Origin of the sequence: Dyella sp. 2RAB6, assembly GCF_052115385.1 — a bacterium.
Taxonomy (GTDB): domain Bacteria; phylum Pseudomonadota; class Gammaproteobacteria; order Xanthomonadales; family Rhodanobacteraceae; genus Dyella_D.
In genome coordinates this window covers 242,357-256,570 of the sequence record NZ_JBFRGP010000005.1, presented here as the reverse complement: position 1 = coordinate 256,570, position 14,214 = coordinate 242,357, and the positions used below count along the sequence as shown (strand labels likewise).

14 protein-coding genes are annotated in these 14,214 nt (G+C 67.6%); 11 read left to right on the top strand and 3 right to left on the bottom strand.

The window, feature by feature from the left end; translation table 11 throughout:
- Positions 1–23: 23 nt before the first annotated feature.
- The 3 genes from AB4083_RS11080 to ppa all read left to right on the top strand — a co-directional run bounded on the left by AB4083_RS11080 (position 24) and on the right by ppa (position 3,733).
- Positions 24–2,132, top strand: coding sequence for a prolyl oligopeptidase family serine peptidase (locus tag AB4083_RS11080; RefSeq protein ID WP_441607859.1), 2,109 nt, complete (start codon positions 24–26; stop codon positions 2,130–2,132).
- A 109-nt stretch (positions 2,133–2,241) separates the two neighbouring features.
- Positions 2,242–3,078, top strand: coding sequence for a 2OG-Fe(II) oxygenase (locus AB4083_RS11075; protein WP_441607858.1), 837 nt, complete (start codon positions 2,242–2,244; stop codon positions 3,076–3,078).
- Between the two features lie 115 nt (positions 3,079–3,193).
- Positions 3,194–3,733, top strand: coding sequence for an inorganic diphosphatase (ppa, locus tag AB4083_RS11070; RefSeq protein ID WP_441607857.1), 540 nt, complete (start codon positions 3,194–3,196; stop codon positions 3,731–3,733).
- A gap of 69 nt (positions 3,734–3,802) precedes the next feature.
- On the opposite strand, the gene AB4083_RS11065 is transcribed toward ppa, so the two are convergent.
- On the bottom strand, positions 3,803–4,594 hold the full coding sequence (locus tag AB4083_RS11065) for an SDR family NAD(P)-dependent oxidoreductase (protein ID WP_441607856.1): 792 nt from the start codon (positions 4,592–4,594) through the stop codon (positions 3,803–3,805).
- A gap of 93 nt (positions 4,595–4,687) precedes the next feature.
- Complete coding sequence (locus tag AB4083_RS11060) at positions 4,688–5,236, bottom strand: ester cyclase (RefSeq protein WP_441607855.1); 549 nt, start codon at positions 5,234–5,236, stop codon at positions 4,688–4,690.
- A 191-nt stretch (positions 5,237–5,427) separates the two neighbouring features.
- On the opposite strand from AB4083_RS11060, the gene AB4083_RS11055 reads away from it, so the two are divergent.
- The 8 genes from AB4083_RS11055 (at position 5,428) to AB4083_RS11020 (ending at position 13,168) form a co-directional block, all read left to right on the top strand.
- Positions 5,428–5,703: a metal/formaldehyde-sensitive transcriptional repressor gene (locus AB4083_RS11055; protein ID WP_441607854.1), complete on the top strand. Its 276-nt coding sequence runs from the start codon at positions 5,428–5,430 to the stop codon at positions 5,701–5,703.
- A 55-nt stretch (positions 5,704–5,758) separates the two neighbouring features.
- The gene (locus tag AB4083_RS11050; protein ID WP_441607853.1) at positions 5,759–6,868 is read left to right on the top strand and encodes an S-(hydroxymethyl)glutathione dehydrogenase/class III alcohol dehydrogenase; all 1,110 of its coding nucleotides are present in this window, start codon (positions 5,759–5,761) and stop codon (positions 6,866–6,868) included.
- 96 nt (positions 6,869–6,964) lie between these two features.
- Positions 6,965–7,684 (top strand): hypothetical protein, encoded by a 720-nt coding sequence (locus AB4083_RS11045; protein ID WP_441607852.1) that lies wholly within the window; start codon positions 6,965–6,967, stop codon positions 7,682–7,684.
- Positions 7,685–8,028: 344 nt separating this feature from the next.
- Positions 8,029–9,798 (top strand): chloride channel protein, encoded by a 1,770-nt coding sequence (locus AB4083_RS11040; RefSeq protein WP_441607851.1) that lies wholly within the window; start codon positions 8,029–8,031, stop codon positions 9,796–9,798.
- A 94-nt stretch (positions 9,799–9,892) separates the two neighbouring features.
- Positions 9,893–10,564, top strand: coding sequence for a response regulator transcription factor (locus tag AB4083_RS11035; protein WP_441607850.1), 672 nt, complete (start codon positions 9,893–9,895; stop codon positions 10,562–10,564).
- Positions 10,561–11,919 (top strand): sensor histidine kinase, encoded by a 1,359-nt coding sequence (locus AB4083_RS11030; RefSeq protein WP_441607849.1) that lies wholly within the window; start codon positions 10,561–10,563, stop codon positions 11,917–11,919. Before AB4083_RS11035 ends, AB4083_RS11030 begins: the two co-directional genes overlap by 4 nt.
- A 54-nt stretch (positions 11,920–11,973) precedes the next feature.
- Positions 11,974–12,561 (top strand): class I SAM-dependent methyltransferase, encoded by a 588-nt coding sequence (locus tag AB4083_RS11025; RefSeq protein ID WP_441607848.1) that lies wholly within the window; start codon positions 11,974–11,976, stop codon positions 12,559–12,561.
- A 7-nt stretch (positions 12,562–12,568) separates the two neighbouring features.
- Positions 12,569–13,168 (top strand): DedA family protein, encoded by a 600-nt coding sequence (locus AB4083_RS11020; RefSeq protein WP_441607847.1) that lies wholly within the window; start codon positions 12,569–12,571, stop codon positions 13,166–13,168.
- Between the two features lie 17 nt (positions 13,169–13,185).
- On the opposite strand, the gene AB4083_RS11015 is transcribed toward AB4083_RS11020, so the two are convergent.
- Complete coding sequence (locus AB4083_RS11015; RefSeq protein WP_441607846.1) at positions 13,186–14,064, bottom strand: TolB family protein; 879 nt, start codon at positions 14,062–14,064, stop codon at positions 13,186–13,188.
- Positions 14,065–14,214: the final 150 nt, after the last annotated feature.

The following is a 14,214-nucleotide window of genomic DNA, read 5'->3' as shown; positions in this document are numbered from 1 at the left end:
CGCGTCCCCCACAAGGAATTCCGGTGAACAAGCTTTCCCTTTCCCTCTTGATGGTCCTTTCCATGACCGGCATCGTCCACGCCGCCACGCCCCCAGCCACCGCCGATGCCAACCTGTGGCTGGAAGACATCGACGGCGCGAAACAGCTCGACTGGGTGCGCCAGCACAATGCCGAGACGGTGAAGAAGTACGCGGACACGGCCGAGTTCAAACAGCTCGACGCACGCCTCCTGGAAGTGCTCGACTCCAACGCACGCATTCCGTTCGTGGCGAAGATCGGCGACCACTACTACAACTTCTGGCGCGACAAGGAACATCCGCGCGGCCTGTGGCGACGCACCTCGCCCGCCGAGTACGCCAAGGAGCAGCCCGCGTGGGAGACCGTGCTCGACCTCGACGCGCTGTCCAAGGCAGAGCAGGAAAACTGGGTGTGGCACGGCGCCGACTGCCTCAAGCCCGCCAACCGGCGCTGCCTGCTGATGCTCTCGCGCGGCGGCGCCGATGCCGACGTGGTGCGCGAGTTCGATCTTGCCTCCAGGCAGTTCGTGAAGGACGGCTTCGCGTTGCCCGAGGCCAAGACCCAGGTCACCTGGAAGGACCAGGACACGCTGTACGTGGCCACCGATTTCGGCCCCGGCTCGATGACCGCTTCCAGCTACCCGCGCATCGTCAAGGAATGGAAACGAGGCACGCCCCTGTCCGCCGCCGCTACCGTGTACGAAGGCAAGCACGAGGACATGAGCATCTCGGCCGAGCGCGATCACACGCCCGGTTTCGAGCGCGACTTCGTGCATCGCCAGCTCGCCTTCTACGACAGCGAGACCTTCCTGCGCGGCAAGGACGGCAAGCTCGCGCGCATCGACGTGCCCAATGACGCCAGCACCGACGTGCAGCGCGAATGGCTGCTGATCACCCCGCGCAGCGACTGGGCGCTCGGCGGCAAGACTTACAAATCCGGCTCGCTGCTCGCCGCCCACTTCGACGACTACATGGCCGGCAAGTACAAGGACGGCAAGCGGCCGCTGACCGTGCTGTTCGAGCCCACCGACAGCACCGCGCTGGATGCGCATTCGTGGACGCGCCATCACCTGATCCTCAACGTGATGGACAACGTGGTGAACCGGCTGGAAGTGCTTACGCCGCAGGCCGGCGCGTGGAAGCGCGAAAGCCTCGGCGGCGCGCCGGAACTGTCCACCATCGGCGCCGCCGGCATCGATGCGGACGACAGCGACGATTACTTCCTCACCGTCAGCGGCTTCCTGCAGCCGACCACACTGTACACCGGCGCCCTGGGCCAAGGCGAGCCGCGCGCGATCAAGCACAGCCCCGCCTTCTTCGATGCTTCGAAGTACCGCGTGAGCCAGCATTTCGTCGCGTCCAGGGACGGCACGCGCGTGCCCTACTTCGAGATCGCCTCGAAGGACCTCAAGGCCGACGGCAAGAACCCCACCCTGCAGTACGGCTACGGCGGCTTCGAGATCTCGCTGCAGCCGGCCTACAGCGGCAGCGTGGGCCGCGCCTGGCTGGACCAGGGCGGCGTGTACGTGATCGCCAATATCCGCGGCGGCGGCGAGTACGGTCCGCGCTGGCACAAGGCCGCGCTGAAGGCCGAGCGCCTGCGCGCCTACGAGGATTTCGCGGCGGTCTCGCAGGACCTGTTCAAGCGCGGCATCACCTCGCCCGCGCATCTGGGCGCGATGGGCGGCAGCAATGGCGGCCTGCTGATGGGCAACATGCTCACGCTGTATCCGCAGCTATACGGCGCCATCGTCAGCCAGGTCGCGCTGCTGGACATGCAGCGCTACACGCACCTCTCCGCCGGCGCCTCGTGGATGGCCGAGTACGGCGATCCGGACAAGCCGGAGGAATGGGCCTGGATCAAGACCTTCTCGCCGTACACCAATGCCAGGGCCGGGCAGAAGTATCCGCCGGTGCTGTTCACCACCTCCACCCGCGACGACCGCGTCGGCCCGGTGCATGCGCGCAAGATGTACGCGAAGCTGGCCGGGCTCGGCTACGACGCGGCCTTCTACGAGAACATCGAAGGCGGCCATGGCGCGGCGGCGGACAACAAGCAGTCGGCCTTCATGAATGCGCTCGGCTACACCTATCTGTGGGAGCATCTGAAGTAGGTTGGGGGTAGCCGCAGGCGAACCCCAACGGGCCTTGCACGGTCATCGCCACGTTGGGGTTCGCTACGCTCACCCCAAGCTACCCACCGCCCCGGCCGGCCGATATCGCATGAAATCCTTCCACAAGACCCGCCCCGAACTGCGCGACTGGATCCTCGCCACTGCCCGCGGCGGCCATACGCCGCTGGAGGTGGTCAAGCTGATGCAGGAAGCCGGCTACGACCAGCAGCAGTGCCACCGCGCCGTGTCCGAAGTGCTCGGCGTGCCGCTGGCCGCGTTGAATGCCACGCTTCCGCGCGCCGGCGCGAAACGCACCACGCACCCAGCTGCGCCTTCCAGCATCGCGGACGGCCACCCGGTACGCGTCAGCACCAGTCTCGACAGCCCCGTGCTGCGCGTGCTCGACGGCCTGCTCACCGACGGCGAATGCGCGGAGCTGATCGGGCTCGCCTCGCCGCGCCTGGCCCGCTCGCTGACCGTGGACGAGGCGGGCCGCCACCAGACCGACGAGCGCCGCACCAGCAACGGCATGTTCTTCCGCCTTGGCGAGACGCCGCTGATCGAACGCATCGAGCAGCGCATCGCCAGCCTGGTCGACTTGCCGGCCGAACACGGCGAAGGCCTGCAGGTGCTGCACTATCTGCCCGGCCAGGAGTACGAACCGCATTTCGACTGGTTCGATCCCACCCAGCCGGGCTTTACCGCGGTCACCGCGCGCGGCGGCCAGCGCATCGCCAGCATCGTGATGTATCTCAACACGCCCGAGGAAGGCGGCGGCACCGGCTTCCCGGCCGCCGGCCTCACCGTCACCGCGCTGTGCGGTTCGGCCGTCTATTTCGCCTACGACACCGGCGACCAGAGTTCGCTGCATGCCGGCCTGCCCGTGCTCAAGGGCGAAAAATGGATTGCCACCAAGTGGTTGCGCGAGCGGCCCTATCAGCGCTGAGCGGGCCGCGGCACTGACGCCGCCCTGAATCCGCCGGCCCGGCCTGCTGCGACGCAGCAGCCTTTGCCGTATGCTTGCGAGCTCTCCCCAAGCCTTTCAAAGTCAAGGAATCCCCATGGGTCTGCATCTCGTCTCCGCCGGCCGCGACGTGCCGAACGAAATCAACGTCATCATCGAAATCCCCAAGGATTCCGAGCCGGTCAAGTACGAGGTGGAGAAGGAAAGCGGCGCGATCTTCGTCGACCGCATCCTTTCCACGCCGATGCGCTACCCCTGCAACTACGGCTACGTGCCGGGCACCCTGGGCGGCGACGGCGACCCGCTGGACGCGCTGGTGATCCTGCCGCTGCCGCTGGTGCCGGGCTCGGTGATCCGCTGCCATCCGGTCGGCATGCTGAAGATGACGGACGAAGCCGGCGCCGACGAGAAGCTGCTGGTGGTGCCGGTGGCCAAGATCTTCAACGGCTACTCACACATCAAGGACATCAAGGAAGTCTCCGGCCACTGGCTGGAGCGCATCGGCCACTTCTTCGAGCACTACAAGGACCTGGAGAAGGGCAAGTGGGTGAAGCTCGAAGGCTGGGGCGGCGCCGAGGACGCGAAGGCCGAGATCGTCAACGGCATCGAGCGCTACAAGGCCGAAAAGCAGGCTTGATCGACTGCTTTCGCTTGTAGAAAAACGCCCCGCATCGCGGGGCGTTTTTTGTTGGGAACAAAGCAAGCCTCAGATCGTATCGACCACGCCACCATCCACGCGCAGCGCCGCACCGGTGGTCGCCGAGGCCTGCGCCGAGCAGGTGTACACCACCATGTTCGCTACTTCTTCCGTGCTGGCGATGCGCTGGATGATCGAGCTGGAGCGATGCGCGCGCACGAACTCGTCGCCGAGCTGCTCGTAGCTCTTGCCTTCGCGCTCGGCCTGCTCGCGCACCAGGTCCTTGAAACCATCCGACAGCGTCGGCCCCGGCAGCACGCTGTTGACGGTGACGCCGCTGCCCGCGGCCACTTTCGCCAGGCCGCGCGCGATCGACAGCTGTGCGGTCTTGGTGAAGCCGTACTGCACCATGTCCACCGGGATATTCAGGCCGGACTCGGACGAGATGAACACCACGCGACCCCAGCCGCGCTCCATCATCGCGCGCATGTAGTGCCGCGTCAGGCGCACGCCAGACATCACATTGGTCTGGAAATAACGCTCCCATTCCGCGTCGTCGATATCGAAAAACGGTTTCAGCCCGAAGATGCCGGCGTTATTGACCAGGATGTCCACGCTGGGTACCGCATCGGTCAGCGCCTTGGCACCCTCCGCGGTGGACAGGTCGGCCGCCGCGCCTTCGACATTGGCGCCATGCAATTGCTTGCGCAGCTTGTCGACCACCTGCTGCACCGTGTCCGCACGGCGGCCGTTGATGATCACGTTAGCGCCCGCCTGCGCGAGCCCGGTGGCGATCGCCAGGCCGATGCCGGCGGTGGAAGCGGTGACCAGGGCGTTCTTGCCGGAAAGATCGATATGCATGGGCTTGCCTCGGAAGGGAAATCAGCGGGTGATGGGATGTGCAGCAACGGCCATCCTGTCGCAGGAGGTGTTGCAAAGAGGTGCATGCAGCGCTCAGGAAGACTTCCCCGGCGCAGGCAGCTGAGCCAGCTGTTGCAACAAGATGAGGTTGTCTTCCAGATGCCAGTTGTCGGTGATGCGCCCATCGGCCACGCGATAGATATCGGTGGCGATGAAATCGATCGCTTGGCCCCGGCCCTGGCTGCCCTTGAAGTGCCCGGTGAAATGCCCGCGGAAATGCAGGTGCGTGACTACGCGGTCGCCCGCCACCAGCATCTGCTCGATCTCGCAGCTCAGGTCCGGAATGGCTGCGCGCATCAGCTTCGACGCGGCCAGCGGACAGGCCAGCCCCTGCGCGCGGCCCGGTGGCGGCGTGCGGTCGGTGAAGTCCGGCGCCAGCGCAGCCTTGGCCAGCGTTTCGTCGCCGGTATGCCAGAACGTGTCGTAGCGACGCGCGGCCAGCATCTGCGCCTCGGCCTGTGCTTTCGGCAGGCTGCCGTCGACGATCAGGGCATGCGGCTGCAGCAGCGCGGGTTCGGCATGCGCGCTGGCGGCGAGCAAAACAACGGCAGCGGCGGAAAATGCGCGGAGGGAGCGAAGCATGGGATCAACCTTGTCAGTCGCCGCCGCAGCATACGGCTGGTCGATGACGGAGATCCTAGCTTTTCGATTTGCAGCCAAATAGCAGCCAGCAAAGGAGGCAGCTTTTCCAAAATAGAAAAGATCCGCGCCGTGTTGACCTCCGCCACGCCGCTGCAGATACTCTACCCCAGTATAGATACCAGACCCCGAGCATGCCCCACTCCCTCGCCGAGAAAAAGCGCGTCCTCGGCCGCGTGCGCCGCATCCGCGGCCAGCTGGAAGCGCTGGAGCGCGCGCTCGAAGCCGGCGCCGACTGCGCACCGGTGATGCAGCAGATCGCCGCCGTGCGCGGCGCGGTCAACGGCCTGATGGCCGAGGTGATGGAGGCGCATATCCGCGAGGAATTCGGCGCGCCGGCCAGCTCCGAAGAACGCCGCGCCGAACGCGTGCGCGAGATGACCGAGCTGGTCCGCTCTTATCTGAAGTAGGCAGGCATCGCGCCCGCCATTCCTTTTCTTCTTGTCGTTTGCTGGAGAGACATCCATGAAATCACGCGCCGCCGTCGCCTTCGGGCCGGGCCAGCCGTTGCAGATCGTCGAGATCGACGTCGCGCCGCCGCGCCAGGGCGAAGTGCTGGTCCGCATCACGCATACCGGTGTTTGCCACACGGACGCTTTCACGCTGTCCGGCGACGATCCGGAAGGCATCTTCCCCGCGGTGCTCGGCCACGAAGGCGGCGGCATCGTGGTCGAAGTGGGCGCAGCCGTCACCAGCGTCAAGCCCGGCGACCACGTGATTCCGCTGTACACGGCCGAATGCCGCCAGTGCAAATTCTGCCTGTCCGGCAAGACCAACCTGTGCCAGGCCGTGCGCGCCACCCAGGGCAAGGGCTTGATGCCGGACGGCAGCACGCGCTTCTCCTACAAAGGCGAGCCGGTCTATCACTACATGGGCACCAGCACCTTCAGCGAATACACCGTGGTGCCGGAGATCTCACTGGCCGTGGTGAACCCGCAGGCGCCGCTGGAAAAGGTCTGCCTGCTCGGCTGCGGCGTCACCACCGGCATCGGCGCCGTACACAACACGGCCAAGGTGAAGCCGGGCGACACGGTTGCCGTGTTCGGCCTGGGCGGCATCGGCCTGGCGGTGATCCAGGGTGCGGTGCAGGCCAAGGCCGGCCGCATCATCGGCATCGACACCAACCCTGCGAAGTTCGAGCTGGCGCGCGCGATGGGCGCCACCGACTGCGTGAATCCGAAGGACCACACCAGGCCGGTGCAGGAAGTGATCGTGGAGATGACCGACGGCGGTGTCGAGTTCAGCTTCGAATGCATCGGCAACGTGGACGTGATGCGCGCCGCGCTGGAGTGCTGCCACAAGGGTTGGGGCGAGAGCGTGATCATCGGCGTCGCCGGCGCCGGCCAGGAAATCCGCACGCGCCCGTTCCAACTGGTCACCGGCCGCGTGTGGCGCGGCAGCGCGTTCGGCGGCGTCAAGGGCCGCACCCAGCTGCCAGGCATGGTGGAGCAGGCGATGAAGGGCGAGATCCAGCTCGATCCGTTCATCACGCATACGCTGCCGCTGGAACGCATCAACGAGGCGTTCGACCTGATGCATGAGGGCAAGTCGATCCGGACCGTGATCCACTTCTGAGAAGACCATCGTCTTTCGACGCGGCAGGTATCACGTTTCCCTTGCGGGCGGGACCACACGATGGTGGTCCCGCCCTTTTCATTTCCGGAGCCCACGATGTCCGCCAGCCAGCGCTTCCTCATGATCTACTCCGGCGTGCTCACCGCCGTATTCGCCGTCACCGTGTTGAGCGGCTTCGTCGACGCGCCGAAAAAGCTTTCGATCGAACAGCTCGACGTCCAGCGCATCAATATCCGCGAACCGGACGGCACCTTGCGCCTGGTGGTGTCCAATACCGACAAGGCGCCGGGTATCTACATCAAGAACAAGGAATACCCGCACCCCAGCCGCCAATCCGCCGGGATGATCTTCCTCAATGACGAAGGCACGGAAAACGGCGGGCTGATCTTCGGCGGCGAGAAGAGCGCCGATGGGACCAAACAAAGCTACGGCCACCTGTCTTTCGATGCCTACGAACAGGACCAGACCCTGACCCTGGACTCCAGCCACGAAGGCGATTCGCACAGCAACCGCATCACCCTGATCGACCGGCCGCCCTTCCCCATCCTGGAGCTGATCCAGTTGCAGAACCAGATCAAGAACCTGCCGCCGGAGGAACAGGCCAAGCGCATCGAAGCGTTCTTTGCCTCGCACGGTGGCAAGTCGAAGACGCGCATGTCGATGGGCCGCGGCCAGGACGGCACGGTCGGGCTGGGCATGATGGATGCGCAAGGCCGCCCACGCCTGTTGCTGATGGTGGCCGCGGATGGCACGCCGAAAGTGCAGACGCTGGATGAGAACGGCAAGGTCACGGGGGAGTTGCCGGTGGCGCATTAGAAGCATGCATAGCGGCGCGGCCCTAGCCCGTCATTCCGGCGCAGGCCGGAATCCAGTAACGATGAGCCGCCATCGGCGCGTGGTGCCGAAAAGCACAGGTTTGAGCTTTCGCGACAATCAGGTGGTGTCGTTACTGGATTCCGGCCTGCGCCGGAATGATGGGCTGAACAAGCCGCGCCCAACCCTGTTCATTTTCCAGCCAGCTACGCGCCTCCGTTTTGCGTAACCTTGCACGGCTGCACGCCTCCCAGGGTTTTCTCTTCATGCATACGCCTCAAGAACCGCACTCGCGTGCGGCGCTTCCGCTCGCCCCTTCGTTGGACCCGTCGCTCGCCGATGCCCATATGCCGCGCCGGTTCCGGCCGCTCAGCACCCGCGTGGTGTGGATCGGCGCGCTGGCCATGCTGCTGGGCGCCGTCGTCGCACTGGTGGCGCGCGCGCTTACCGCGCTGATCGGGCTGGTCACCAATCTCGCCTTCTACGGTCGCTGGAGCTTCGAGTTCTCCAGCCCCGCGGATAACCAGCTGGGCCTGTGGGTGATCGCCGTGCCGGTGATCGGCGGCCTGATCGTCGGTCTGATGGCGCGCTTCGGTTCGCGCGCGATCCGTGGCCACGGCATTCCCGAAGCGATGGAGCAGGTGCTGCTCAACGAAAGCCGCATTCCGCCGCGCATCACCTGGCTGAAGCCGGTGTCCTCGGCAATCGCCATCGGCACCGGTGGCCCGTTCGGCGCGGAAGGCCCGATCATTGCCACCGGCGGTGCCCTCGGTTCGCTGGTCGGCCAGCTGCTGCACGTCACCGCGGAAGAGCGCAAGACGCTGCTCGCCGCCGGCGCCGCGGCCGGCATGGCGGCGGTGTTCAACGCGCCGATGTCGGCGGTGCTGCTGGCGCTGGAGCTGCTGTTGTTCGAGCGCCGCGCGCGTTCGCTGATCCCGGTGGCGTTCGCCGCGGCAGTAGGCACCGGCGTGCGCTTCGCGCTGGAAGGCAGCGGCGCGATGTTCGCCATGCCCGCGCTGGCCGCGCCGGATATGCCGGCGCTGCTGGCCTATCTGGTGCTGGGCCTGATCATCGGCGCGCTCAGCGTCGGCATCACGCGCATGGTCTATGCGATCGAAGACGGTTTCGAGAAGCTGCCGATCCACTGGATGTGGTGGCCGGCGCTGGGCGCGGTGGTCACCGGCATCGTCGGCTACGTGCTGCCGAGCACGCTGGGCGTGGGCTATACCAATATCAGCGCGGTGCTCGGCGGCCAGCTCACCCTGGGCGCGATGCTGGCGCTATGCCTGCTGAAGCTGGTGTCGTGGTCGATCTCGCTGGGCAGCGGCACCTCCGGCGGTACGCTGGCGCCGCTGTTCACCATCGGCGGCGCACTCGGCGGCGTGTTCGGCACTCTGGCCGTCACCTACCTGCCCTGGCTACACGTGGATCCGCGCATGGCGGCGCTGGTGTGCATGGCGGCGATCTTCGCCGGCGCCTCGCGCGCCTTCCTCACCTCGGTGGTGTTCGCCTTCGAGACCACCCAGGAACCGCACGGCCTGCTGCCCTTGCTGGCCGGCTGCGCCGCGGCCTATCTGATCTCCGGCCTGCTGATGCGCAATACCATCATGACCGAGAAGATCGCCCGCCGCGGCGTGCGCGTGCCGTCCGACTACGCGGCCGACTACCTCGACCGCATCCTGGTGCGCGACGCCTGCTCGCGCGAGGTGGTGACGCTGCCGGCCGAGCAGACGCTGGATGCGACGCGTGCATGGCTCGAAGTCGGCGGCGTACAGGCGCAGCACCAGGGCTTCCCCGTAGTGGATGCTCAAGGCGCGCTGCGCGGCGTAGTCACGCGCCGCGACCTGCTCGATCGCCAGATCGCCGGCGAGCGCACGGTGGGCGAACTGGTCAAGCGTCCCGCGCTCGCAGTGCGCGAAGACCACAGCCTGCGCGAAGCAGCCGACCACATGGTCGAGGCGAATGTCGGCCGCCTGATCGTGCTGAGCGCGGACGGTGGCCATCGCATGGTCGGCTTCATCACCCGCGGCGACCTGCTGGCGGCGCATGCGCGGCGCCTGCGCGAGACGCACACCACCAGCCAGGTGATCGGACGCCGCTCCGCGCCCGCGCGCTGAGCGCCGGCTGGCACTTGCGTCCGATCGCGGCGGCTACGCAAGGTAGCCGCCATGTTCGTGCGCCAGGCTGGTGCCGGGCCGCTGCGAGGGACGCGTGCGCATACTCCTGGTCGAAGACGAAACCGAGCTGGCCGCCGCACTCGCGGCGGCGCTGGCGCGCCATCACGCCGTAGTGGACCACGTGCCCACGCTGGCCGCAGCCCGCGCCGCACTGGCGACCGGCGTGCACGATGCCGTGCTGCTGGACCGCCAGCTCCCCGACGGCGATGGCCTGGAGCTGCTGCCGCAGCTGCGCGCCCGGCGGATCGACACGCCGGTGATCGTGCTGACCGCGCGCGGTGGACTGGAAGACCGCGTGAGCGGGCTCGATCACGGCGCCGACGACTACCTGGCCAAACCCTTCGCCGTGGAGGAATTGCTGGCCCGCCTGCGCGCGGTGTTGCGCCGCCCCGGCCAGGTGGCCGCCGAATCGCTGCAGCTGGGCCGCCTGTGTTTCGATCCGCACCATCGCGAAGCCAGCATCGAAGGCGAGCCCTTGCTGCTGCCGCGACGCGAGCTGCTGGTGCTCGAAGCGCTGCTGCAGCGCCACGGCCGCACCGTATTGCGCAGTGCACTGGAACAAGCGGTATTCGGCTTCGACGATGCGGTGCAACCGAATGCACTGGACACGCACGTGTCGCGCCTGCGCGGCAAGCTGGCGCCGGCCGGACTGGAAATTCATGGCATCCGCGGCGTCGGCTATCTGTTGCGCGAGGTCCCGGCGTGAGCACGCGCGGCACGTTGCGCTGGCGGCTGGTGCGGCGCCTGGTGGCGTTGCAGGTCGCCCTGCTCGCGGCGCTGCTGCTGATCCTGCTCGGCTGGTCGTGGTCGCGCGGCGATTCGCTGGCGCTGGAAACCGAAGACCGCGTCCTGGAGGTGCTGGGTGATGCGGTCGCGCATGGGGTTGACGGACAGCTCGTGCTGCGCCAGACACCCGCGCTCACCGCACTGCGCGCCGAGGTGCCGCACCTGTGGTTCTCCGTCCACGACGCGCAGGGTCACTGGCTGAGCGAAGGCCGGGTGCCGCCGGAATTCGCGCGCATCGGCCACGCCCTGGACGAGATCGGGCAGGCCAGGCTGGGCTGGAACCTCGGCGATCCCGCGCGCCCGACGGCGCGCATAAAGCGCATGGATACAGCCGCTGGCGCGGTGCAGATCATGACCGGTCCAGGCGGCCCGCTGTCGGCGGGCCAACTCGCCAAAGCGGCGCTACTGACGCTGGCCGCGTTCGGGCTGCCGGCCGCCGGCCTGATGGCGCTGGTCACCTTGCTGGTCACGCCGCTGGTGGTGCGCCGGGCGCTGCGTGGCCTCGACCGCGCCGCCGCCGATGCCGCGCGCATCGACGTCGACCGCCGCGGCGTGCGCCTGCCGGCCGAACAGGTGCCGGCGGAAGTGGCGCCGCTGGTGCATGCGGTCAACGCTGCGCTGGCCCGCCTCGACGAAGGCTATGCGCAGCAGCAACGCTTTCTGCTGGATGCGGCGCACGAGCTGCGCACGCCGATCGCGATCCTGCAGGCGCGCCTGGAAGGACTTGCCGACAGCGCGCCGCGCACGCAGTTGCTGGAGGATGTCGCGCGCCTGGCCACCCTGGCCGAGCAGATGCTGGATGCGCAGCGCCTGCGCCAGCAGGACGCCGCTTTCGCTCCGGTGGACCTGGCCGCGCTCGCCGGCCAGGTCGCTGCCGATCTGGCGCCGCTGGCGATCGCCGCGGGTTACGCGCTCGCGCTGGAACGGCAGACCGACAGCGTGCTGGTGGATGGCGATCGCGCCGCGCTGGAGCGCGTCGTGACCAATCTGGTGCAGAACGCGATCCAGCATGGCGGCCGGCACGGCACCATCGCGCTGCGCATACCCGCGCCACATGCGCTGGAAGTGGCCGACCAGGGCGAGGGCATTGCCGCGGCGGATCGCGAGCGCATCTTCGAACCCTTCCACCGCCTGCGCCCGCAGGCCGGCGGCGCCGGGCTGGGCCTGCATCTGGTGCAGGAGATCGTGCAGCGCCATGGCGCGCGCATCGCGGTGCGCGACGAACCCGGCGGCGGCGCGTGCTTCCGCATCGACTTCCCGCCGCCCGCCATGTAGCCGCCAGCTTCGTGCGGATGATGAGGCTCGTCCCCCCACCGACGAAGCTCCTCCATGACCCACGATGCCGTGCATTTCCTCCGCCGCTGGTTCGCCGATCCGCGTTACGTCGGCGCCATCGCACCGTCCGGCCACGCGCTGGCGGAACTGATCACGCGCCGCATCCATGCACGGAGCGGGCGCATCGCCGAGTTCGGCGCGGGTACCGGCGTGTTCACCCGGGCGCTGCTCAAGCGCGGCGTGCGCGAGGGCAACCTGGTGCTGGTCGAACGCGACGAAGCCTTCGCCGCGCGTCTGCGCGAACGCTTCCCTCGCGCCCATGTGCTGGCCATGGATGCCGGCGGTTTCAGCAGCTGGGCGCGTGCGGAGCGCTTCGCCGCGGGTGCCATCGTCAGCGGCCTGCCCATGCGCAATCTCGGCCTGGACAGCCGCCTGCGCATCCTGGCCGGCGCCTTCGCCAGCCTGTGCGGCGACGGTGCGCTGTACCAGTTCACCTATGGCCTGGCCTGCCCCGTGCCCGCAGTGCTGCTCGACGACCTGCAGCTCGAGGCCAGCCGTGTCGGCCTGGTGCTGCGCAACCTGCCGCCGGCCACCGTGTACTGCATCCGCCGGCGCATGCGCCCGGCCGCCAGCTTCGCCTGAGGCCACCATGGAGCACTGGCTTGCCTGGCTGCTGCACGGCGGATTCACCGGTATCTGCATGGCCGCGTTTGCGGAGAAGCTGGTGCCGGTGTTTCCCTCCTATGTGCTCTACATGGGCATCGGCATGCACATGTCCGATGCCGCGCAGTTAGTCGCGGCGCTGCTCGCGTCCAGCCTCGGCTCGACGCTGGCGTCGGCGTGCTGGTACGCGTTGGGCCGCGCCCTGGGGCAGCACCGTACCGAAGCGCTGGTGGTCCGCGCCGGCCGTCGCGCCGGACTGGATGCCGCGCGCTACGCGATGCTGGTGGCGCGCTGCCGGCGCCGGCCGTTCGTGCTGGTGCTGCTTGGCCAGGTGATCCCTGTCGTGCGTCTGTGCGTGCCGCTGATCGCCGGTGTGCTCGAAGTCCGTCCGCGCAGCTTTCTTACCGCCACTGCGCTGGGCAATGCGTTGTGGAACGGCACGTTCCTCGGCATGGGCTTTGCCTTGCAGCGCCACGTGAGCGATCCGGCGCAGGCCGGGATCGCTGTCGTCTTGGTGCTGCTGATGCTCGAGGCGCTGCTCGCCGCGATGTGGCGCCGTCGCCAGCGGCTTGGTGAGGTCGGTTGAGCGATCGCTCGTTTCGTCTACGGGTGCTTGGCGGCACCGCAAACCGGCGGCCAGTTCTCCTTGCCATCCGGCTGCCACACGAAGAACTCGCCGGAGTTCGGCTCGCCCGTATCGCGCGCGAACAGCAGCGACTTGCCGCTGGGTGAAAACAGCGCGCCGATCTCGCTGCCGTTGACGTTCACTTCGGGGCCGAGCTTTTCTTTCTTCGTCCACTGGTGGCCATCCCAGCGCGATTGGTACAGGCCGCCATCGGCCATCACGATCATTCGCTTGCCATCCGGTGACGGCAGCGGTTCGTACTCGTCGCCCGCGCTGTTGATAGCCGGGCCCGCGTTCTCCACCGTCCACTGGCCGGGACGGGTTTCCTTCGCACGCCAGATATCGTTCTTGCCCATCCCACCCGCGCGATTCGAACCGAAATACAGCCAGCCATCCGGCGCCATCCGCGGGAACCACTCGGCCTCGCCGGAATTCACCGGCTCCGGCAAACGCACCGGCGCCTGCCAGCGACCGTCCGCAGCGCGATCCGCGCGCCAGATGTCCAGGTCCTTGCTCTTCTGGTTGCCGGTGGCGCGAGTCGAGATGAAGTACACGCTGCGTCCGTCCGGCGTGAACCAGGGGTCCGCCTCCGCGCCCGGCGCCGCGAACGGCGCAGGCAGCGGCGCCGACCACTGCTTGCCGTCGCAATGCGAGGCAAGGATGCGCCAGCCTTTGAACTCCTTGGAGCTGCGCACGAAATAGAGATCGCCCGTGCGCGGGTCGAAGGCGGGGTGGGATTCGAACAGGTCGCTGGACACGCCGACCGGTGTCCAGGGATGCACCGTCGAAGGCGCTTCTGCGGCCGATGCACAGACCGGCAGCAGCAGCGCGAACAAGGCGAACAGCGGACGCTTCATGGCAAGGTACCGTTGGCTCCCCAGGGTGGGGCGATGGTATGCGCTGGTGCACGCGTTCGTCGTGGTACTTCTGGCATATGGGCTAGCCATGACTGGCGGAAGCTATCCCAAAGCCGTCATTCCGGCGCAGGCCGGAATCCAGTCACGGAA